Below are 21,441 nucleotides of genomic sequence, written 5' to 3'. Positions count from 1 at the left end.
CGGGTCGCGCCGGTGTCGGGGGCGGCGGGTAGCGTCGAGCCATGCCCGCGGACAAGGTCGACCTCAAGGTGCTGCACCGGGAGCTGTACTCCCCGCCGCGGGGGCGGTTCGTCGAGGTGGACGTGCCGACCCTCGCCTACCTCGCGGTCGACGGCGAGGGAGACCCGAACACCTCGCCCGCCTACGGCGACGCCGTCGAGGCGCTCTTCTCCCTCTCGTACGCGGTGAAGTTCGCGAGCAAGAGGGAGGGGCGCGACTACGTCGTCGGGCCGCTGGAGGGCCTGTGGACGGCCGACGACCCCGGCACGTTCGTGCGGCGGGAGAAGGGCGCGTGGCGCTGGACCCTGCTGGTGCTCCAGCCGGACTGGGTGGACGAGGACCTCGTCGTCGCGGCCACGGAGACGGTCCGCGCGAAGAAGGACGCCCCGGTCGCGCTCGACCTCGTGCGGCGCACGAGCCTCACCGAGGGCCGGTCGGTGCAGACCCTGCACGTCGGGCCGTACGACGACGAGGGTCCGGTGCTCGCCGAGCTGCACGACGCCTACCTGCCCGAGCACGGGCTGACGTTCGCCGGGCCGCACCACGAGATCTACCTGAGCGACGTGCGGCGCGCGGACCCGGCGAGGCTGCGCACGGTGCTGCGACAGCCCGTCCGCCCGGCCTGACGCCCGGTACGGCTCCCTGCGGCCGAGATCTCCGGCCGAGACCCGCCGTCCCGACCCGCCGTCAGGCGGCGGTCCGCCGCTGCGCCCAGGCGAGGTCTGAGTCGTCGAGCACGTCGGCGAGGCGGCGGCCGGCGAGCGAACGCGCCCAGGCGGGGGACGCGCCGTCGGGCACTGCCTCCTGGAGCACCCACTCGCGCACCCCGAGGCGACGCAGGTGCGTGCCGAGCGCGAGGAGCTCGGCACGGGTGTGCACGGTCGGGTCGACGGTGGTGCGGACCTCGTGGTCGACGCCGGAGCGCAGCAGCACGGTGAGCGCCTCGAACGCGCGGCGCCCCGACGGGATCGTCCCGGTGACGACCGGGTAGCGCGTGGGCAGGTGCTTGACGTCGAACCCCACCCAGTCGACGAACGGCAGGAGCCGGGCGAACCGCACCGGCCAGGGCCCGGCCGTGTGCAGCCCGACGTCGAGGCCCAGGCCGCGCACGTCGTCGATCGCGCCGAGCAGCCCGGGGTGGAGCGTCGGCTCGCCCCCCGAGAAGACGACGCCGTCGAGGAGCCGGCGACGCGGGGAGAGGAACGCGACGACCTCCGACCACGGCACCTCGTCGCGGGCGGTCGCCCCGCCGGTCGACGCGACGGTGCACAGGCCGGGGTGCCGGCAGTACCCGCAGTGCCAGGGACAGCCCTGGGTCAGCACCGTCGCGACCCGTCGTCCGGGCCAGTCCGTCACGGACAGCCGGTCCAGACCGGCGACCACGAGGCCGGGGCGGGGCATCGGCGGCTCCTTCCGACGTGCGACGCCCTGGCGGCGAGGTGCCTGCGGGGCGCCCGACGCGCGGACCGCCAGGACCTCGAACGTATCGCCGCCGCCCGGTGCGGCGGACCGGTCGAAGGTCCCGATCCGCCTGGCGCAACGACAGCGGCCACGGCCCCGGGCGCTCAGGCCGACGGCGGACCTGCGAACCCACCGCCGCCCGGGAACCCGCCCGGTGTCTCCTCGCTCGCGGCGCCCCTGCGCTCGTCCATCAGTCCCGGCCGAGCCCGGCCGACGGGGACCTCCGGCGCGTCGGGTACCAGGAACGGGTCGAGCAGCCCGGGCGCTGCCTCCACGGCGAACGCGAGCGCCTCGTCGGCGGCCACGTCCGGGGCCTGGTAGATGCCCCACCCCGCGGCGGTCATCGCCGAGACGGTCTTGAGACCGAGCCGCCGCTGCAGGACCGACTCGCGCAGCGCGATCGTGCTCACGGCGTCGCGGCGCAGGACGGTGGTGGCGCGGCTCATGAGCCCGGAGCGGACGACGAGGTGGTCGCCGACGATCGCGTGCCCAAGCGCGCGGTAGGCGACCACCGCGCCGCCGAGCGCCAGGACCCAGAGTCCGGCCGCCCATCCGGCCGCGGCGACCGGCAGCGCACCGTTGGCGGCGAGCCACCACAGCACCGCGGCGACCACACCGGAGGAGGCGGTCGCCCACCAGAGCCGACGGCGCAGCGCACCGGCGGGGTGGCGTGCGAGCGGGACGGTGAGCGGGTCGGGGTCCGCTCCGAGCACGGCGCTCGCGACGGGCCGCGCCACCGAGACCGGCCCGCGCGGCAGGATCGTCGCGGGCTGGGACGCGGACCACACCGACAGGCCGGTCGTGATGACCTGCGTGTCGGCCATGCCCATCCAGCGCCACAGCACGGGCTCGCCGATCTGCACGCCCCGCAGCCGCCGCTCGTCGCGGTTGACCTCGCGCGTGGTGAACAGCCCGTGGCGCGTGCGGAGCTGGGTGCTCTCCCCGCCGCGGACGCGCGCGAGCTCGAAGCCCCAGCTCGTCGTGAAGAAGCTCACGCCCATGCCGACGGCGCCGATCGCGCCGGTGAGCAGGAGCCACACCGCGATCGTCGCGGGCAGGCCCAGGGCGTCCCAGTCGGCGACCCCCTCGACCCAGCCGAGGAGGTCGAGGCCGAACGTCGCGCCGAGCCAGTAGGCGCCCCAGAGCAGGCCGGCCGCCGTGACGAACGCCCAGACGCTGAAGACGTTGTAGACGACCCACCAGGGCCGGAAGCGTGCGAGCACCTCGGTGTCGTCGCCCTCGCCGTCCCGGTCGTGATCGCGGTCGTCGGCCACGCCCGTGACCCGGCTCGGGTCGTCGCCGGCGGCGACGGCTCTCGTGCGCGGCGCGGCGACCGGCGACCGGAGGAGCTCGCGGCGCAACGCCTCCGCGTCGGCCCGTGTGACGGCGTCGAGGGAGAGCGCGGACTCCCCGGCGGCGAGCTGCTGCCCGGCGCCCACGAGCACGACGCGCAGCCCCGCGACGCGGTGCCGCAGCCGCGCGGTCGTGTCGACGCTGCGGATCCGGTCCCGGCGCACCGAGCGGTACCGACGCACGAGGACGCCGGTGCGGCGCTCGACGTAGCCGTCGGTGACCCGGTACCGCGTGAAGACCCAGCGCAGGAGGTCCTGCACGGCGCCCAGGACGCCCCACGCCCCGACGGCGAGGAGCGGCCACAGGGTCCCCCAGCTCGCGTCGACGCCGAACACCCACACGGCGAGCGCGGTCGGCGAGAGCGAGAGGACCGTCCGGGCGAGGTCGACCCAGATCACCCGAGGGCTGAGCCGGAGCCATGGGGCGTCGTCGGCGACCGGCGCGTCGGACTCCCGGACGGCGTCGTCGCCCGCCGCCGTGCCCTCGTCGCGATCGTCGCGATCGTCGTGGTCGTCGTGGTCGCGGACGTCGGCGACCTCGTCCACGGTCATGTCGCGTCCCCGGGAGTGCGCTCCGTGACCAGCGTCAGCCGCTCGGCGACCTCTGCGGCGACGTCCTTGTCGAGCCCGACGACGTTGATCGCGCCGCTCGACGACGCCGTCGTCACCCGCAGGGTCGCGAGCCCCAGGAGCTGCTCGAGCGGGCCGCGCACCGCGTCGACGGTCTGCACGCGCGACAGCGGGGCGACGCGCCACTCGCGCACGAGCCAGCCGGTCAGCGCGTACACGGCCTGGTCTGTCGTCTCCCAGCGGTGGACGGCGAAGCGCCACCGCGGCTCCACGACGACGCGGACGACCGTCCACAGCGCGGCGAGGACGAGCGGCGCGGCGAGCCAGGGCCGGCCGGGCTCCCAGAGCCAGGCGACGACGCCGAGCACCACGGTGACGAGCCCCGCCGAGCAGAGCCCGCGCAGCGCCCACCAGCGCACGGCCCGGGCGTCGACCGGGTTCCGGGGCGGGCGCAGACGCAGGGGTGCCGCGCCGGGTGCGTCGACGGAGGTGGTGTCCATGCCCTCACCCTGCCGCGGCGGGTCGCCCCCGGGGGAGTGTCAGACGTCATGACCTGCCTCCCGGACGCGCCGAACCCGGGGTCTTCCCCGGATCCGGTGTCGGATCCGGGGGAGCCCCCGGGTTCGGCGAGGTGGGCTGTTGACCGCCCGGTGCGGGTCAGCCGCAGGTGGGCCGGCCGTGCTCCGGCGTCGCGACGGTCTCGCGCTCGTCGGCGTCGGCGGACGGTGCGGCCGTGACGGTCACCGCGCCGTCGGCGTCACCGCGGACGGCGAACGACTGGTACGCGTTCTTGCCGGGGGCCACCGACGGGAAGCTCTTCGAGCCCCACGGGGTGGCGACCTCGACGTCGAGGCGCGCGTCGTCGTCGTTCACGACCCGCACCGCGACGTACGGCTTGCCGCCGAGGCACCGGACCTCGGCCGTCGCGGTGACGGCCACGCGCGCGGGCGACGACGGGTCCGCCGCGCCGGGAGCGAGCACCCGGAACGCCGTCAGACCCGGGTCGCCCGCGGCCCACGACGTGCTCAGCGCGACGTACCTCGCCGTGCGGTCGACGACGAGCGTGCCGTGCACGTCGCCCGCGCCGATGGTGCCGACGTCGGTGAACGTCAGACCGTCGTCGCTCACGGAGACGACCGACTCCGGAGCCCCGCCGCGCTCCCAGGCGGTGACGACGGTGCCGATCTCGCGCGGTGCGCCGAGGTCGGTGACCATGCGGCCGTCCGGTCCGGGGACCCACGTCGTGGCGGCGTCGCCGTCCACCGCGAGCGACGGCGACGTCATGCCCTCGGGCAGCACCGACGCGGGGAACGTGAGCGTGCTCAGTGCGCGGTCCGCGACCGGGAACGGCGTGGCGTCGCGGAACGTGACGCGCGTGCCCGACGGCGTCGCCCCGACCGTGCGCGTCGCGCCGGTCTCGGCGTGGCGCAGCTCGACCGGCGTGCCGTCGCCGCTCACGCGGAACGAGCGGGAGTCGGTGGCGGCGACCGTGACACCGGCGGGGGTGCCGCCGTCGTGCGCGACCGTCGCGCGCGGCGCGAGGACGACCGCGTCGCCCGCGGGGACGGTGACGTCGAGCGTCGAGGCGTCCGCGCCGACCGTCTGCGTGCCCTGGTACACGCGGACGGCGCCGCCGTCGTGCGGGACGGTGAGCGTCGTCGAGACCTCCGCCCCGGTGAGGTTGAACGCGACCACGTAGCCGTCGACCACGCTCACGAGCACCGCCGGGTCCTCGGCCGTGGGCACGCGGGCCGCGGCCTGCGCGGCGGTCGCCGCCGCGTCGCCCGGGACCATCTCGACGAGCCGGCGGCCCTCCGCGCGGTCCGTCAGGCGCACCACGTGCCGCGTGTCCGTCGCGCGCGACACGGTGATGGGCGCCTCCGACCCGCGCACGACGAACCCGGCCTCGCCCTCGACGTTGAGCCAATCGCCGTCGCTGCTCAGCACCTGGTCGCCCGTGTACCGGAACGACGCGGCGTCGTGCCACGTCTGCCCGTCGAGCGACGTCTGCACGCGGTACTCCTGGCCCGCGGCGACCTCCCAGCCGAGCTGGACCTGGCTCACCTCGGTCGGGGCGCCGAGGTCGACCTGGACCCACGAGTCGGGCCGCGTGCGGTCCGCGACCGCGACGGCCCAGCGGGTCGTGGCGGAGCCGTCGGTGACGGCGCTCGCGGGGTTGGAACCGTTCGCGCTCGACGCCGTGGCCGCCTTGCCCGCCGCGACGTCCGCCCCCGTCGGCGAGAACGCGCGCAGGTGGTAGAGCGAGTAGCCGTACGCGGCGTCGCCGCGCACGCCCTGCATGCGGACGTAGCGCGTGGTGACCGGTGCGGGCTCGTCCGCGCCCTCGGGCGTGAGGTCCACGGTGTCGAGGCGCGCGACGTTCACGTCCGCCGGAGCCTTGCCGTACGCGGTCGCCGTGGTCCAGGTCTGGCCGTCGGTCGACGTCTGGACGAGGTAGCGCGCGCCGGCGCTCGCCTCCCACGCGAACCGCACGCCGCCCACGGTCGTCTCCTCGCCGAGGTCGACCTGGATCCACGAGTCCGGTCGTGTGCGCTGCGAGACGGCGACGGCCCACCGCGTGGACGGGTTGCCGTCCGTCACACGTGCGGCCTGGCGACCGCCTGCGGCGTCCTCGCTCGACGCCGTCGCGACCTTGCCGGCCGCGAGGTCGGTCGCCGACCCCGCGTCCGCGCCGTACGCGTGGAACGCGAACATCGAGTAGCCGTACTGGGCGTGGCCCTGCTGGCCCAGCAGCCGCACGTAGCGCGCGGTCACGGGCTCGAAGGTGAGGTCGTCGACGCGCGCGGCCTTGGCGTCCGCCGGGTCGGCGGGCCGGGTGACGGGGAGCGTCGCGGTGGTCTCGCCCTCCGCGGTCGTGTAGGTGCGCGAGCCGTCGAGGCCCGAGTACCCGTTCATGTCGAGGTTGCGCACGGACAGGCTCGCGTCCTCCGTGCCCGCGCCGGTCGAGGCGTAGACGGCCGCACCCGTGGGGAGGGTGACCTGTCCCGCGTACCCGTCGCCGACCCGGAACACCGACGACGTGCCCTCGAAGCCGTCGCGCGGCTCCGTGTAGGTCGCCACGTGGCGCTCGTCGACGGTCGCGCCGGTGGAGGGGTAGAGGTACGGGGTCGAGCCCGAGACGTGGAACAGCCACGAGTCGTGCGACGGGACCCACGGGAACTTGACGAAGCCCTTGCGGCTCGACGCCGCGGCCCAGGCGTCCGCCGACTGCTGGACCGTCAGGCCCGGGCCGGCGCCGAAGTCGCGTACCCCGGCGAGGCGCTCGAAGAACTCGTCCTGCGGCGTCGGCTCGACGGGACCCTCCGCCGACTCCGCCGCCTCGACGTGCAGCAGGTAGGAGATGGCGATCTCGGCGCGCGCCTCGGGCTCGTACTTCGGCTCGCCCGAGAACTTCGCGAGCCGGTAGACCGGGGCGTAGGACTGGTAGTCCTCGAGCGCGGCCGCGAGGTTCGCCTCGGCGCGGGCCGCGTCGGGGTCGCGCAGCACCTGGCCGAGGAACGCCATCGGGATCGCGTCGCGACCGTAGAGGTACTCGCGGTCCGCGACCATCGGCATGAACGGCTCGCCCGCGTCGGACATGACGAGCTTGATCGACTCCCACAGCTCCGCCGAGTTCGGCTGGTGCGTGAGGATCTCCGGCAGCGGCTCGTCCCGGAGCAGGAAGTGGATCGCGTTGCGACCGCCGGACCGCCAGATGTCGGACTGGTAGTGCGGGCCGAACGACCCGTGGTTCTCCACGAGGTACGTGTCGTGGATGGTCTGCATGGTGTTCGTCGACACGGCCTTGCCCGCGACGACGGCCGGGTTGTTCCGGTCGGCCGTCGGCTGGCCGGCCGCGTTGCGGCCCCAGTCGCCGAGCTGCTCGGCCCAGCGCGCCGCGCCGGGGTCGTCGGGCGCCCACGCGAGGCCGGGGGCCAGCGCCTGCGTGTAGACGCCGACCTCCTCCTGCGCGGTGTCGCCCTCGTGCTTGCCCGTCGGCCAGTCGGCGGTCCACGAGCCCGAGAGCGGGTCCTTGCCGAAGTCGAGGTCGGCCGTGTACTCCGACTGGCTCGTCGCGATCGTCGTGAGGTTCGCCTGCGTCGTCGCGTCCAGCTCGTCCCACAGCAGGGTCCCGGCCGCGAGGAAGTACGACTGGAACGTCGAGTCCCAGAACAGCTTCTTGCCCCACGTGCCCGCTGGGTCGACGAACCGGTTCGTCGCCGCGTAGTGGCGGATCGTGGCGAGCGTGTGCGCCCGGAGCGTCTCCTCCGGGACTCCCGCGAGCTCGGCGTCGTACTCGCCGTGGGTCAGGAGCACGGCGTTGCCCAGCACGACGGCGAAGTTGAAGTCCTTGAGCTGGTAGACCCCGGCGGACTCGTCCCACACGGTCTCGACCCAGCGCGTGTGCCGCAGCAGCGCACCGTAGTAGTCCGCGGCGGTCGCGTCGGGGGCGCCGAACGCGGGGGCGGCGTCGAGCGTCGTCGTGGCGGCGGGTGAGGTGGACGGCGCTCCCTGCGCGACCGCGGGGGTGAGCAGCAGGGCCCCCGCGGTCGCGAGCGCGACGGCGGCGGTGGCGCCGCGGCGTGCGCGCCGTCCGGGCGGTGGGGCGGGCGGGCGGATCATAGGGGCCTCCGGGCGTCGTCGAGCGGCAACGGTGCTGGTGCTCGGGCGGGTGGTGCGAGTGGGGGGTCGGGTGCGGGCGGGGTGGGGCGGGTTCGCGCGGGGAGCGCCGGTCCAGGGTCGGACGACCGGCGCCCCCGCGCGGGTCGGGTCGCCGCTCAGGCGTGGCGGGGGGTGCTCACGTGGTGCGTTCCTCTCGGGTGGTGCGACGTCGCACGCTGTGGCGCTAGGCCACCTGACAGCGCTGTCGACTGCGAGTATAGGCGGCGTTCTCCCGGGAGTGAAGGGAGAGCCGCGGACTTCGCCCGGTCGGCCGTCGCGACGGCCGACCGGGCGTTCCGCTCAGCCGCAGTCGACGGCGGGCACGTCGACCGGGACCTGGGCGTCCACCGGTTCGCCACCGAGCACGCCGTGGGCGGTGACGGTCGCGGTCGACGCCTCGACCGCCCGCGCCCGCGTCGCGAACGACTGGTAGCCGGACGCGCCGGGCGCGACGTCCGCGACCGTCCGCTCGCCGAACGCCGTCGTCAGGGTGAGCGTGAGCCCGACCGGGACGTCCTCGGCGTTGAGCGCGCGCACGGCGACGTAGGCCTTGCCGGCCAGGCACCGCGGCTGCACCTCGACCCGGAGGTCGGCGGCCGACCCCTGGGCGCCGCCCGCGGACCCGACCACGACGCCGCGGTCGGGCACGAGCAGCACGTGGTCGACGTTCACGTTGCCCGTGTCGCCGCGGTCGTACCGCAGCCCGACGGACGCCGTCCCTTCGTCGACGGTCACGCGCACCGGCTCGGAGAAGCCCCAGCGGCGCCAGCGGTCGGCGTCCTGACCCAGGTTCGGGAACGCGACCGTGCCCACGGACGTGTCGTCGACCGTGAGCGAGAGCTGCCGGTCCAGCGGCGCGACGACCATCCCGTTGGCGTACCGGAAGCTCACCTCGTACGCCGTCCCCGGGGTCGCGCCGCTCACGTCGACCGTGAACGCCGCACCCTCGCGGCTGAGCGTGCGGGCGAAGCCGGTCCCCGTGTACCCCGGGTGCTCCTTCGACGTGATCGCCCCGCCGCTCAGCGTCCCGGCCTCCGCCTCCAGCACCAGCTCCTCGCGCTGGGCCGCGACGAGCGCCCCGAGCGTCGCGGCCGCCGGCCCGTCGGGCGCGGCGTCGAGCGCGGTCGCGGCCCGACCCAGGGCGCGGCCCACGGCCTCGCCGTCGTCGCGCGTCGCGGCACGGACCGCCGCGGCGAGCGGCTCGCGGACCGCCGCGGCGTCGGTCGCCGCGAGGCCGCCCGACACCTCGGCCGTGCGGAGCTCGGCGAGCACGTGCGGCAGCCCGACCCGCTCGCCGAGCCAGGGCTCGACCGCGGCGTCGACCGCCGTGAGGGCGGCGTCCGCGACCTGCGCGGGACCGCGCGTGAGCAGGACCGTCCGCACGGACTGCGCAGCGACCCGGGCGGCGCCCAGGTCGGAGCCTGCCGCCGCCGCGACGAGGGCGTCGACCCGCGTCGAGAGCAGCGCGGCCGTCGCGTCGTCGAGATCGCCGCCCGCGCGGGCGGAGTCCACCAGGGCGTCCAGCGCGGCGCCGTCCGGGAAGGGCAGCAGCGCAGCACGCGCGGGCTCGCCCGTCGTGCCGTCCGTGCCCGCGACGGCGAGCTCGTTGTGCTCCGCGTACGCGACCTCGGTCGCGTCGAGCGTGAACGAGAGCTCGCGGGTCTGCCCGCCGCCGACGCGAGCCGTCGTGCCCGTGACGGACTCGCCGTCGAGCACGAGGTGCGCCTCGGCCACCGAGGTGCCGGCGTTGGCGACCGTGGCCGTCACCCCCACGGTCCCGGTGACCGGGTCGTACACGGCCTCCGGCGCCCCGGCGAGGTCCAGACGCGGACGCTCGTACGGCGCGAGCTCGGCGAGGTCCTGCGCGGTGGCGGGCCGGAGCCGGAGGGCCTGCCCGCCCGCGCCGACCAGCGACGCGCTGACGACGTCGTCCGCGGTCACGAGGGACCGCGTCACCTCGATCGCCGTGGGGTTGCCCTTCCAGCTCGCGTCCTGGGCGTCCGCCCAGACCTCGGCCACGTACGTGACGCCGTCGTCCAGCACGTCGAGCGGCACGTCGAGCGTGCGGTCGACCTCGTCGGCCACGACGCCGACGTACCAGGTGTCGCCGCTGCGGCGCGCGGTCGTCACGTGGTCGCCGATCTGCGCGTCCACGTGCGACTCGTCCCAGGTGGCCGGCATCCCGCGCAGGTACTCGAACGCCTCGGGGTGCTTCGCGTAGTTCTCCGGCGTGTCGGCGAGCATCTGCAGCGGGCTGTAGAACGTCGTGTAGAGCGCGAGCTGCGTCGCGGTCGTCGTCTGGACGCGCGTGTTCAGCCCGGCCGGGTCCCACAGCACGTCGAGCACGCCCGGCGTGTAGTCGGCCGGACCGCCGATCCAGCGCGTGAACGGCAGGATCGTCGCCTGCTCCGGCGGGTTGCCGTTCGAGCCCATGTAGTTCTGCTGCTCCATGCCGGCCACGCCCTCGCCCGTCATCATGTTGGGCCAGGTGCGGTCCTTGCCGGTGGGCTTGATCGCCTCGTGCGCGTTCACGGAGATGCCGTGCCTCGCGGCCGCCTCGACGACGCGCTGGTAGTGCTTCACGGCCTCCTGGTCGTAGTGGCTGCGGTTGACGCCGCCGAGCTGGAAGCGCGTCGCGTAGCCGGTCTTGATCGCGTGGACCCCCCACTCCTCGTACTGGGAGAAGATGCGCTCGAGGTTCTGGTCGTAGTAGTCCACGTAGCCGCGCGTCTCGTTGTGGGCGACGAAGCCGACGCCCTTCTCCTCGCCGTAGCGGAGCACCTCGTCGAGGTCGACGTCGGGCATCGGGGTCGTGAAGTCCTGGTTGGTCCAGGAGCCGCCCGCGTTGGTGTTCCACCCCTCGGCGAGCACGTACCGCGCCCCCGCGTCCGACGCGAGGTCGATGTAGTCCTTGATCCGCTGCGTCGTCGCGCCGTGGTCCGGGCCCGCGGTCCACGTCGTGTCGCGGCGCTGGAGCTCCCACCACACGCCCGTGTAGGTGCCCGCCTCGATCCAGTCCGCCGTGTCGGCGGTGCCGTCGCCGTCGGAGTCGACGTCGCACACCGCGCACGGCGGGTTGAGGTTCTGGACCAGGTGCGACTCGGCGAGGTCGCCCGCCGCGCGCCCCACCTGCACCGTGCGCCACGGGGTCACGACGTCCTTCTCGCGAGCGTCGAGGACCGCCTTCGTGCCGTCCGGGAGCGCGATCAGCTCGCTCACCAGGGTCCCGGGCGTCGCCCCGCGGACGAGCGTCATGCTCGCGTAGTCCGTGAGGTCCGCCTCGTGGACCGCGAGGAAGAGGTCGTCGCCGCGCGAGAACGTGACGGGGGTCTGGGCGTCCGGCACCTCCGTGACGGGCACGGTCCGGTAGTGCTTCTCGTCCGCGTTCCAGTCCTTGCCCGCGCGGATGAAGTACGCGGTCAGGTCGGACGGCAGCGCGAACTCGGTCCGCTCCGCCGTCACGACGAACGGCCCCGCGGCCAGCGCGTCCTGCTGCGGCAGGACGTAGCGGAGCCCGACGCCGTCGTCGAACACCCGCACCACGACGTCGAGCGCGAGGCCGGACGAGTGGCGCGCGTGCACCGTGAGCTCGTTCGCGTGGTTGCGCACGGACGAGGCCGTGCCCCACGCGGGGGTCCACGTCTCGTCGACCTCGGCACGCTCCACGGACTCGATCGTCATCCCGGTGGTGAGGTCCACGGCGGGGTCGCGCAGCACGAGGCCGAGACCGGACGCGCCGACGACGGTCGTCGTGCCGTCGCGGACGACGTCGTACGTGAGACGCCCGTCGACTGCCCCGAGCGTGAGGTCCAGGCTCCCGTCGGGGGACGAGACCTCGTGCCCGTCGGGCACCGCGGTCGACACGGAGGCCGACGGCGCAGCGGTGGCCACGGGGGCGGCGGTCGCGGGGGCCCCGGCACCGAGGGGCGCGAGGAGGGCCAGGGCCAGCGCGGCGCCGGAGACCAGCCTGGTCCGGCGTCGGGCCCCGGGGGGCGGCGGGCAGGGGGCGGGGTCGTGCGAGGAGCGGTACACGGTTCTCCTTGAGACGTCGTCGTCCAGGGTTGCCGTCGGCCGTCCGCCGTGGTCCGCGGGCGCCGTGCGGCGCGGCGGTCGCCAGGGTGCGCGGCCGCCGTCGTGCGAGGGGGTGGGGGTACGACGGAGGGGCGGGACGGGCACCGGTGCGACCAGTGCCTGTCCCGCCCCCCGCGAGCTCGGTCCGACCGAGGGTCAGCCCTTGACGGAGCCGGACATGAGGCCGCCGATGAAGTACTTGCCGAGGATGATGTACACGAGCAGCGTCGGCAGGGACGCGAAGAGCGCACCCGCCATGGAGACGCCGTAGTTCTGCAGCAGCGCCCCGTTCGCGAGGTTGTTCAGGGCGAGGGTGACCGGGCCGTTCTGGCTGGAGGAGAAGAACACCGCGAAGAGGAAGTCGTTCCACGACGAGGTGAACTGCCAGATGAGCACGACCACGAAGCTGGGGATCGAGATCGGCAGGATGATCGACCAGTACGTGCGGAACATCCCCGCGCCGTCGACGCGCGCAGCCTCGATGAGCTCGTGCGGCACCGTCATGTAGTAGTTGCGGAAGATGAGCGTGGTGATCGGGATGCCGTACACGACGTGCAGCAGGATCAGCGACGGCACGCCGCTCGGGATGCCCAGGTCGAGGACGAGCTGGTTGAGCGGGATCATCACGGCCTGGTACGGGATGAACATCCCGAAGAGGATCAGCGTGAAGACGAGGTTCGAGCCCTTGAACGACCAGCGCGAGAGCACGAAGCCGTTGAGCGACCCGAGGAACGCCGCGATGATCGCGGACGGCACGACCATCTGCAGCGTGCGCAGGATCGCGGGGGACAGCGCGGTCCACGCCGTCTGCCAGTTGTCCAGCGTCCAGATCTCGGGGAGCGCCCACGCACGTGCCGGGGACGCGTCGCCCGTGCCCTTGAAGCTCGTCACCAGGAGCACGTAGACGGGGATGAGCACGATGACGACGAAGAAGATCAGCGCCGCGTACTTGAGGGTCCGGCCGAGGGAGAAGCGGTTCTTGGGCACCGAGCGGTGCAGATCGATCGGGCGTCCCGCGGTGTCCGGTGCCGGCACCGAGGTGGCTACGACGTCGGTCATCGCTTCTCCTGACGGTTGGTGCGGATCAGGTAGGGCACGATGACGACGGCCACGATGATCAGCAGGATCGAGCCGACCGCCGCCGCGTTGGCGTAGTCGAAGCTCGACTTGAAGACGTACATGTCGACGGCGGGCACCTTGGTCTGGTAGTTCGCCGGCTTCGAGATCGACATGATGAGGTCGAACGACTTGAGCGACATGTGGCCGATGATGATGAGCGCCGAGAGCGCGACCGGCGACAGCTGCGGGAAGAGCACGTGCCGGTAGAGCTTCCACTCGCTCGCGCCGTCCATGCGGGCGGCCTCGCGCAGCTCGTCCGGGATGCCGCGGAACCCGGCGAGGAAGAGCGCCATGACGTAGCCGGAGAGCTGCCAGATCGCGGGGATCGCGATGGCCGTGATGCCCCACGTGACGTTGTTCCACCAGTTGTTCTGCAGGAAGTCGAGCCCGATGATCTGGAACAGCCGGTTGAGGCCGCTCGCCTGCTCGTCCTGGTTCGAGTTGAGGAGCCAGCGCCACACGACGCCGGAGGCGACGAACGACACGGCGAACGGGAACAGGTAGACGGAGCGGAAGAACCCCTCGCCCTTGACGGGCTTGTCCATCATCCACGCCCACAGGAAGCCCATGACGAGCGTGCCGGCGAGGAACACGACGGTGTAGAGGACGAGGTTCTTGAGCGAGTGCTGGAAGGCCTCGCTGCCGAGCAGGGAGGTGTAGTTCTCGAACCAGACCACGACCGACGGCTTCTGGCCCGTGGCCTGCGCGGCGGTGTGGTTGTCCGTGATCGACGTCTGGAAGTTCGCGCCGATGAGGCCGTACACGAACACGCCGACGAGGATCAGCGAGGGAGCGAGCATCAGGAGCGCGGGGCCGGCTCGCCGCAGTGACTTGAGCATGGTGGGTCTTCCCGGTCGTGGGGGCGTGGGACGCGGCGGCCGAACGCGGGCGACGGCAGGCGACGGGTGCAGGGTCCCGGGGAGGGGTCCGGTCGCGCGGGGCCGCCGCGCGCCGTCGGGAGTGACGACGCGCGGCGGTTCCGGTGGACCGGTCTCAGCCCTCGGTGGCGGTCACGAGCTCGGACTGGAAGGTCGCGAGGTCGGAGCCGCCGGACGTGAACTTGCTCGTCGCGTCGGAGATCGCGTTGAGCGTCGCGACGGGCGCGGCGGCACCGTGCGCGAGCGAGGACACGATGGTGTCCTGGCCGAACGACTCGATCGCGGTCTGCTGGTACTCGGAGAACTCCGAGGGGTCGGCGTCGGTGCGGGCCGGGATCGAACCCTTGGCCTTGTTGAACGCGACCTGGCCCTCGAGCGAGCCGACGGTCTCGAGCCACGCCTTCGCGCCGTCGGGGTGCGGCGCGCCCACCGGCAGGGTGAACGAGTCGGCGAGGAAGTCGAACACGCCGTCGGTGCCCGGCACGGGGGTGGCGGTGAAGTCGGTGCCGAGCGTCTTGCCCTGCTCCTCGAACGCCGCGACGGCCCAGTCGCCCATGACGTTGAACGCGGCGGTGCCGTCGATCACCATCTGGGTCGCCTCGGGCCAGTCGAGCCCGTCACGGTCCGTGTTGGTGTAGCCCATGAGCTTCTCGAAGTCCTCGAGGGCCGCGGTCACCTCGGCGCCCGACCAGTCGGTCGAGCCGTCCCACAGGCCGTTGTACGCCTCCGGGCCGAGGTCGGCGAGGAGCACGGTCTCGAGCAGGTGGACCTGGGTCCACGTGGTCGCGACGGACAGCGGCGTGACGCCGGCGGCCTGGAGCTTGTCGAGGTCCGCCATCCAGGCGTCGAGGTCGGCGTACTCGGCCGCCGGGTCGATGCCGTTGGCCTCGAGGACCGTCGGGTTGGCCCACACGACGTTCGCGCGGTGGATGTTGGACGGGATGGAGTAGATCGCCCCGTCCTCGGCCGTGACCCGGTCGACGAGGTCGGCCGGGAAGACGTCGTTGAGACCGAACTCGTCGTACAGCGACGACACGTCCTCGATCTGGGCGGCGTCGATGTAGTCCTGGAGCTCCGCTCCGGCGTGCGCCTGGAACGTGTCCGGCGGGTCCTGCGCCTGGAGGCGCGACTGGAGGAGGTCCTTCGCGGCGGAGCCGGCGCCGCCGGCCACCGCGCCGTTGATGAACTCCACGTCGGGGTGCTGCTCGTCGAACACGCCGACCAGCGCGTCGAGACCCGCCTTCTCGGAGCCGGCAGCCCACCAGGTGAAGACCTCGACCTCGTCGCCGCCCCCGGATGCACCGCCGTCACCGGTGCCCCCGTCACCGGAACCACCGCCGCTGCACGCGGCGAGTGCGAGACCCACGAGGGCGGCAGTCGCCACCGTCGCGCTCGTCCTGCGATCGATTCGCATCGTGATTTCCCTACGCCTTCTTCGGTCGTGGGGGACCGGGGACGACCACGTCGCACCGGCCGGGCGCACCGGCGCGCCCTCGAACCCGCTGCCCATACAACGTCTCGGCGCGCTTGATGTCAAGAAATGAACGCAAGCGACGCTGAATCGTGATCTTCGCATCATGTCCTGGATGCAACCTGGGGTTCCGTCGAGTGTCGCCCAGCGTGACAGCGCTGTCCAGTTCGTCCGGAGATCGGCTCGCGGTCCACGACCCGGGGCGTCCCACCTGGACGGGGGCGCCCCGGCGGTATCCTGACCTGCGTGCGCGCTGACCGGGTGACCCCGGGCTCGCAGACTTCACTGCGTGAGGCCAACCGAGCCCGGATCGTGAGCGCCGTCCAGCAGCGTGGCTCCCTCACGCAGATCGAGCTGGCCGGCGTCACCGGGCTGTCCCCGGCCACCGTCTCCAACATCGTCAAGGAGCTCACCGGCGCGGGCGTCCTGCACACCTCGCCGTCCACGCGTAGCGGCCGCCGCGCGCTCCAGGTCACGCTCGCGCGCAACCTCGGTCTCGTCGCGGGCGTCCACTTCGGGACCCGCTCGATGCGCGTCGCCCTCGCCGACGCGTCCATGCGTGTGCTCGCCGACCAGCGCATGCCCCTCGCGCCCGACCACCGGGCCGACACGGGGCTGCAGCGGGCTGCCCTCCTCGTGGGGGAGATGGTCGCGTCCGTGGACGCCGCCCCCGACGAGCTGCTCGCCGTCGGCGTCGGCGTCCCCGCCCCCGTGGACGTGCGCGCGGGCCGTATCGCGACCGTCGGGATGATGCGCGGCTGGGACGGCGTCGTCGTGCCCGAGGTGCTGGAGGCCGAGCTCGGCGCCCCCGTGACCGTGGACAACGACGCCAACCTCGGCGCGCTCGCCGAGACCCGGTTCGGGGCCGCCGTCGGGCACGACGCCGTCGCCTACCTGCGGGTGTCCCACGGCGTGGGCGGCGGGCTCGTCCTCGGCGGCCGGGTCGTGCACGGGCGCGCGGGCGTCGCGGGCGAGATCGGGCACGTCACCATCGACGAGAACGGCCCGGTGTGCCGGTGCGGCAACCGTGGCTGCCTGGAGATGTACGTCGGCGCCGGCGTCCTGCTGTCCATGCTCTCCGAGAGCCGGGGGCCCCTCACCCTGCGCGACGTCATCGCGCGGGCGCAGGAGGGCGACCCCGGGTGCCGCCGCGTCCTGTTCGACGCCGGCCAGCACCTCGGCGTCGCCGCCGCCAACCTGTGCAACCTCGTCGACCCCGAGATCGTCGTCGTCGGCGGGCAGCTCGCCGAGGCGGGCGAGGCCCTGCTCGGCCCGCTGCGCACGGCGCTCGAGCAGCGCACCGTGCCCAGCACCGCCGGGCCCGTGCAGGTCGTCGCGTCCGAGCTCGGCTCCGCCGCCGAGGTGCGCGGGGCCCTCGCCGTCGCGCTCGACCTCGCACGCGTCAGCGGGTCGCTGGGGGTGAGCGCGTGACCGGGGCGACCACGGCGCGGGCGGGCGAGACCCGCCGTCGGGCCCGCGGCGCCGTCACGACCGCGCTGGCCGCCGCCGTCGTCGTCCTCCTCGCGCTCGCCGGGTGCGCGGCGCCCGAGGAGCCGGCCGGCCCCTCGGAGGGGACCATCGGGCTCCTCCTGCCCGAGGCGAAGACCGCGCGCTACGAGACCACCGACCGGCCGACGTTCGTCGGCGTCGTCGAGCGGCGCTGCCCCACGTGCGAGGTCCTGTACGCCAACGCCGCGCAGGACGCCGCCAACCAGCAGCAGCAGGCCGAGTCGATGCTCGCGCGCGGGGCCGACGTCCTCGTCCTCGACGCCGTCGACGCGGTGGCCGCCGTGAGCATCGTCGCCGAGGCGCAGCGCCTCGGGGTCCCCGTGATCGCCTACGATCGCTTCGTCGACGGCGCGAACTACTACGTCTCGTTCGACAACGAGCTCATCGGGTACCTCATGGGGGAGGCGCTCGTCGCCGCGGTCCTCGACCGCGCGGAGCAGGACCCGCCGGGGCAGGGCCGGCGGCCGGGCGTCCTGCTCGTGCAGGGCTCGCCCACGGACCCGAACGCCGCGGAGCTCGCTGCCGGCGTCCACCGCGCGCTCGACGGAGAGGACATCGACGTGCTCGCCGAGTACGACACACCCGACTGGAGCCCCGACAAGGCGACCGAGTGGGTCGAGGGCCAGCTCACGCAGTACCCCGGTCGCGTCGACGGCGTGTTCGCCGCGAGCGACGGCATCGCCGGTGGGGCGATCGCCGCGATGAAGGCCGCGGGCCTCGACCCCGTCCCGCCCACCACCGGGCAGGACGGCGAGCTGGCGGCGGTCCAGCGAGTCGTCTCCGGCGACCAGTACATGACCGTCTACAAGGCGACCGCCCAGCAGGCGCGCACCGCCGCCGAGCTCGCCGTGCGCGTCCTGCGCGGCGAGGACCCGCGCGCGACCGCGAGCATCGACGGCGTCCCGAGCCTGCTCCTCGCACCGCGAGCCGTCGGGGTGGACGACGTGCAGCGCGTCATCGTCGATGGCGGCGTCTACACCGTCGACGAGATCTGCACGCGGTACTACGTCGACGCGTGCGTCGAGGCCGGGCTCCTGGAGGCGACCCCGTGAGCGCCCCCGTCCTGTCCCTGCGTGGGATCTCCAAGAGCTTCGGCGGAGTCCGTGCGCTCGTCGACGTCGACGTCGAGGTGCGCGAGCACGAGGTGCTCGCCGTGGTGGGCGACAACGGAGCCGGCAAGTCCACGCTCGCGGGCGTCGTCGCCGGGGCGTACCGGCCGGACGCGGGCGAGGTCCTGCTCGACGGGGCGCCCGTCGTCCTCGACTCGCCCGCGACGGCGCGCGCGCACGGGATCGCGGCGGTGTTCCAGCAGCTCGCGCTGGTCGACGACCTCGACGTCGTCGAGAACGTGTTCCTCGGTCAGGAGACCCTGCGCGGCCCGTTCCTCGACGAGATCGCGATGGAGCGCGAGGCCTGGGGGCTGCTCGACCAGCTCGCGGCGACCGTCCCGTCGGTGCGCGAGCCGGTGCGCACGCTGTCCGGGGGGCAGCGCCAGGTCGTCGCCGTCGCGCGGGCCCTGCTCGGCGCACCGCGCGTGCTCGTCCTCGACGAGCCGACGGCGGCACTCGGCGTCCGGCAGACCGCCGAGGTGCTCAACCTCATCGAGAAGCTGCGCGAGCGCGGCCACGCCGTCGTGCTCATCAGCCACCAGGCGGGCGACCTCCAGGCCGTCGCCGACCGGATCCTCGTGCTGCGCCTCGGTCGCGTGCACGGCGAGTTCGCGGGCGACACGTCCTACGAGGACCTGCTCGCCGCGATGACCGGAGCCGTCCGGCCCGTCCGGCCGGGCGGCACGGCGCGGACGTCCACCGACCCGGGGCACGAGCGGCGCTCCGGCGGCACCGGGGCGGTGCACCGATGAGCGTCCCCGGCCGCACCCCGGGTGCCCTCGACCGCCCGGCGCACGGCGCGCTGTCCGGGAGCGTCGTCCAGCAGCTCCGCGGCGCGCACCTCGGCATGCTCCCGATCGTCGGCGCGCTCCTGCTCATCTGGGTCGTGCTCGGCGCGATCAACCCGGCCTTCCTCTCGGCGGAGAACCTCGTCAACCTCACGCTCCAGAGCGCCCCCACGGGGATCATCGCGCTCGGGGTCGTGCTCGTGCTGCTCGTCGGGCAGATCGACCTGTCGGTCGGCTCCGTGAGCGGGCTCGCCGCAGCGGTGCTCGCGGTCGGTACCGTCAACCTCGACTGGCCGGTCGGGCTCGCGATCCTCGCGGCGCTCGCGGTAGGGGTCGTGGTCGGGCTCGGCTACGGGCTGCTGTCGACGCGCCTCGGGCTCGCGTCGTTCGTCTTCACGCTGGCCGGCCTGCTCGTCCTCGCGGGCGTGCAGCTCCGGGTGCTCGGGCCCAAGGGCTCGATCAACATCCCGTTCGAGTCCTGGCTCGTGCGGACCGTGCAGCAGGGGTTCCTGCCGGCCCCGGTCGCCTGGGGCGTCGTCGTCGTGGTCGTCGTCGGGTACGCCGGGCTGCGCGTCGCCGACCACCTGCGCCGCGTGCGCGCGGAGCTGCCGAGCCCCGGCCTGGGCCGGATCGCGGTCCGCACCGCGATCCTCGCCGCGGTCCTCGTCGGCACGGTCGCGTACCTGGGGACCGCGCGCGGGATCGGCTACACGGTCGTGCTCTTCGTCGCGCTGGTGGTCGTCGTCGACGTCCTGCTGCGGCGCACGCGGTGGGGCAGGTCGGTCCGCGCCGTCGGCGGGAACCGCCGCTCCGCGCTCCTCGCGGGCGTCGCGGTGCGGCGGACCGTCGTCTCGTGCTTCGTCGCCTGCTCCACGTTCGCCGCGCTCGGCGGCATCCTCGCGGCCGGGCGCCTCGCCGCCGCGAACCAGGGCACGGGCGCGGCCGACACCTACCTCACCGCGATCGCCGCGGCGGTCATCGGCGGGACCAGCCTCTTCGGCGGGCGCGGCAGCGCGTGGTCCGCGCTGCTCGGCGTGCTGGTCATCCAGTCGATCGCGAACGGGCTCACGCTGCTGAATCTCGACACGGCGACGCGCTACATCGTGACCGGAGCGGTGCTCCTGCTCGCTATCGTCGTCGACATGCTGATCCGTGGCCGACGGGAGGTCTGAACGATGGTGGTGCAGGGGGAGAGCGCGGGGACCCTCCCGCCGGGCGGTGCCCCGGTGACGACAGAGGGTGCGACGAGCGACACGACGACGCGCGTGCACGCCGGTCGAGGAGGACGCCGGCCGACGCTGGCGGCCGTCGCGGAGGTCGCGGGCGTCAGTCTCAAGACGGCGTCGCGCGTGCTCAACGACGAGCCGAACGTGGCGCCGCAGACGCGCGCCAAGGTCCAGGAGGCCGCCCAGCGGCTCGGCTTCCGCCGCAACGCGGTGGCGGCCGACCTCGCGCGCGGCGGGTCGTCACGGCTCGTCGGGTTCGTCACCGGCGACCTCGCCAACCCGTTCTACTCGGCGCTCGCGAGCGGGATCGAGCGCGAGCTGCGCCACCACGGGCTCCAGCTCATCACGACGAGCTCCGACGAGGAGCCCGAGCGCGAGCGGTCGCTGACGGAGGCGCTCGTCGAGCGGCGCGTCGGCGCGCTCGTCGTGACGCCCACGTCGACCGACCACTCGTCGCTGCGCCGCGAGCTCGACGACGGGCTGCCGGTCGTGTTCATCGACCGGCCCGCCCGCGGGGTCGACGCCGACACGGTGGTCATCGACAACCGCGGCGGGGTGCGCGACGCCGTGACGCACCTGCTCGCGCACGGGCACCGGCGGATCGCGCTCGTCGGTGACGTCTCGCGCCTGTGGACGTTCCAGGAGCGTCGCGACGAGTTCGTCGCGACGTTGCGCGGCGCGGGGGTCGACGACCCGTCGCGGTACGTGCGCGACGGCGCCCATGACGCGGATCTCGCGCGCGCGTTCGTGGCAGAGCTCCTGGCGCTGCCCGAGCCCCCGACGGCGCTCGTCACGGCGAACAACAAGATCACGGTCGGCGCGCTCCACGCGCTGCGGGACCGGGCGTCCGCGGGCGAGCCGGCCGACGTCGCGCTCGTGGGCTTCGACGACTTCGAGCTCGCGGACCTCCTGCACGTGACCGTCGTCGGGTACGACGTGGTGGAGATGGGGCGGCAGGCGGCCGCACTGGCGGTCTCGCGCGCAGAGAACCCGGAGCTCGCGCCGCGCCTCGTCGTGGTGCCGACGCGGCTCGTCGTCCGGGGCACGGGGGAGGTCCCCGGCCCCGGTGCGGCGTAGGCGTACCGGTCGGGAGCCCGGGCGCGTTGACAAACGCCGGGGCTCCCGCATAGGTTCAGGTTGCCCCTGACAACGCTTCCCCCCTGCGCGTTGTCAGGGGCACCCCTGC

The 21,441-nt window shown here is 74.1% G+C and carries 14 protein-coding genes; 6 read left to right on the top strand and 8 right to left on the bottom strand.

From position 1 onward, the window contains the following. The first annotated feature begins 41 nt into the window (after positions 1–41). The gene (locus FIC82_RS19365) at positions 42–665 is read left to right on the top strand and encodes a GyrI-like domain-containing protein (RefSeq protein WP_154799570.1); all 624 of its coding nucleotides are present in this window, start codon (positions 42–44) and stop codon (positions 663–665) included. A gap of 61 nt (positions 666–726) precedes the next feature. On the opposite strand, the gene FIC82_RS19360 is transcribed toward FIC82_RS19365, so the two are convergent. The 8 genes from FIC82_RS19360 to FIC82_RS19325 all read right to left on the bottom strand — a co-directional run bounded on the left by FIC82_RS19360 (position 727) and on the right by FIC82_RS19325 (position 15,566). Then, positions 727–1,440, bottom strand: coding sequence for an anaerobic ribonucleoside-triphosphate reductase activating protein (locus FIC82_RS19360; protein WP_154799569.1), 714 nt, complete (start codon positions 1,438–1,440; stop codon positions 727–729). Between the two features lie 164 nt (positions 1,441–1,604). Further along, entirely contained in the window at positions 1,605–3,404 is a 1,800-nt protein-coding gene (locus FIC82_RS19355; RefSeq protein WP_154799568.1) for a PH domain-containing protein, read from the bottom strand. Beyond that, entirely contained in the window at positions 3,401–3,922 is a 522-nt protein-coding gene (locus FIC82_RS19350; protein WP_154799567.1) for a PH domain-containing protein, read from the bottom strand. The genes FIC82_RS19355 and FIC82_RS19350 overlap by 4 nt, the downstream gene beginning before the upstream one ends. Positions 3,923–4,079: 157 nt before the next feature. Then, on the bottom strand, positions 4,080–8,045 hold the full coding sequence (locus FIC82_RS19345) for a discoidin domain-containing protein (RefSeq protein ID WP_154799566.1): 3,966 nt from the start codon (positions 8,043–8,045) through the stop codon (positions 4,080–4,082). 339 nt (positions 8,046–8,384) lie between these two features. After that, positions 8,385–11,975 carry a glycoside hydrolase family 97 N-terminal domain-containing protein gene (locus tag FIC82_RS19340; RefSeq protein WP_168732134.1) on the bottom strand — a complete coding sequence of 1,197 codons (3,591 nt, stop codon included), beginning with the start codon at positions 11,973–11,975 and terminating at the stop codon, positions 8,385–8,387. A gap of 336 nt (positions 11,976–12,311) precedes the next feature. Next, on the bottom strand, positions 12,312–13,214 hold the full coding sequence (locus tag FIC82_RS19335; RefSeq protein WP_154799564.1) for a carbohydrate ABC transporter permease: 903 nt from the start codon (positions 13,212–13,214) through the stop codon (positions 12,312–12,314). Then, positions 13,211–14,113: a carbohydrate ABC transporter permease gene (locus FIC82_RS19330; protein ID WP_154799563.1), complete on the bottom strand. Its 903-nt coding sequence runs from the start codon at positions 14,111–14,113 to the stop codon at positions 13,211–13,213. The genes FIC82_RS19335 and FIC82_RS19330 overlap by 4 nt, the downstream gene beginning before the upstream one ends. 154 nt (positions 14,114–14,267) lie before the next feature. Next, positions 14,268–15,566 (bottom strand): ABC transporter substrate-binding protein, encoded by a 1,299-nt coding sequence (locus FIC82_RS19325; protein WP_154799562.1) that lies wholly within the window; start codon positions 15,564–15,566, stop codon positions 14,268–14,270. A 303-nt stretch (positions 15,567–15,869) separates the two neighbouring features. Between FIC82_RS19325 and FIC82_RS19320 the strand changes: the two genes are divergently transcribed. From FIC82_RS19320 to FIC82_RS19300, 5 genes are read left to right on the top strand one after another with little or no spacing between them, the layout of a single operon-like run. Further along, on the top strand, positions 15,870–17,054 hold the full coding sequence (locus FIC82_RS19320) for an ROK family transcriptional regulator (protein WP_253691294.1): 1,185 nt from the start codon (positions 15,870–15,872) through the stop codon (positions 17,052–17,054). Further along, complete coding sequence (locus FIC82_RS19315) at positions 17,051–18,184, top strand: substrate-binding domain-containing protein (RefSeq protein WP_168732133.1); 1,134 nt, start codon at positions 17,051–17,053, stop codon at positions 18,182–18,184. The genes FIC82_RS19320 and FIC82_RS19315 overlap by 4 nt, the downstream gene beginning before the upstream one ends. Beyond that, a complete protein-coding gene (locus FIC82_RS19310) occupies positions 18,181–18,993 on the top strand; it encodes an ATP-binding cassette domain-containing protein (RefSeq protein ID WP_168732132.1) in 813 nt (270 codons plus the stop codon). Before FIC82_RS19315 ends, FIC82_RS19310 begins: the two co-directional genes overlap by 4 nt. Next, positions 18,990–20,201: a sugar ABC transporter permease gene (locus FIC82_RS19305; RefSeq protein WP_154799560.1), complete on the top strand. Its 1,212-nt coding sequence runs from the start codon at positions 18,990–18,992 to the stop codon at positions 20,199–20,201. Before FIC82_RS19310 ends, FIC82_RS19305 begins: the two co-directional genes overlap by 4 nt. A 3-nt stretch (positions 20,202–20,204) precedes the next feature. Then, positions 20,205–21,332, top strand: a complete 1,128-nt coding sequence (locus FIC82_RS19300) for a LacI family DNA-binding transcriptional regulator (RefSeq protein ID WP_154799559.1) — start codon at positions 20,205–20,207, stop codon at positions 21,330–21,332. Positions 21,333–21,441 lie beyond the last annotated feature (109 nt).

It is taken from the genome of Cellulosimicrobium protaetiae, assembly GCF_009708005.2.
In the GTDB taxonomy this organism is placed as follows: domain Bacteria; phylum Actinomycetota; class Actinomycetes; order Actinomycetales; family Cellulomonadaceae; genus Cellulosimicrobium; species Cellulosimicrobium protaetiae.
This window is presented reverse-complemented; position numbering and strand designations above follow the sequence as displayed.

Coding starts and splice junctions, on each gene's coding strand:
- FIC82_RS19365 (WP_154799570.1), top strand. CDS start 42: ATGCCCGCGGACAAGGTCGACCTCAAGGTGCTGCACCGGGAGCTGTAC.
- FIC82_RS19330 (WP_154799563.1), bottom strand. CDS start 14,113: ATGCTCAAGTCACTGCGGCGAGCCGGCCCCGCGCTCCTGATGCTCGCT.
- FIC82_RS19335 (WP_154799564.1), bottom strand. CDS start 13,214: ATGACCGACGTCGTAGCCACCTCGGTGCCGGCACCGGACACCGCGGGA.
- FIC82_RS19345 (WP_154799566.1), bottom strand. CDS start 8,045: ATGATCCGCCCGCCCGCCCCACCGCCCGGACGGCGCGCACGCCGCGGC.
- FIC82_RS19325 (WP_154799562.1), bottom strand. CDS start 15,566: ATGCGAATCGATCGCAGGACGAGCGCGACGGTGGCGACTGCCGCCCTC.
- FIC82_RS19305 (WP_154799560.1), top strand. CDS start 18,990: ATGAGCGTCCCCGGCCGCACCCCGGGTGCCCTCGACCGCCCGGCGCAC.
- FIC82_RS19350 (WP_154799567.1), bottom strand. CDS start 3,922: ATGGACACCACCTCCGTCGACGCACCCGGCGCGGCACCCCTGCGTCTG.
- FIC82_RS19300 (WP_154799559.1), top strand. CDS start 20,205: ATGGTGGTGCAGGGGGAGAGCGCGGGGACCCTCCCGCCGGGCGGTGCC.
- FIC82_RS19360 (WP_154799569.1), bottom strand. CDS start 1,440: ATGCCCCGCCCCGGCCTCGTGGTCGCCGGTCTGGACCGGCTGTCCGTG.
- FIC82_RS19355 (WP_154799568.1), bottom strand. CDS start 3,404: ATGACCGTGGACGAGGTCGCCGACGTCCGCGACCACGACGACCACGAC.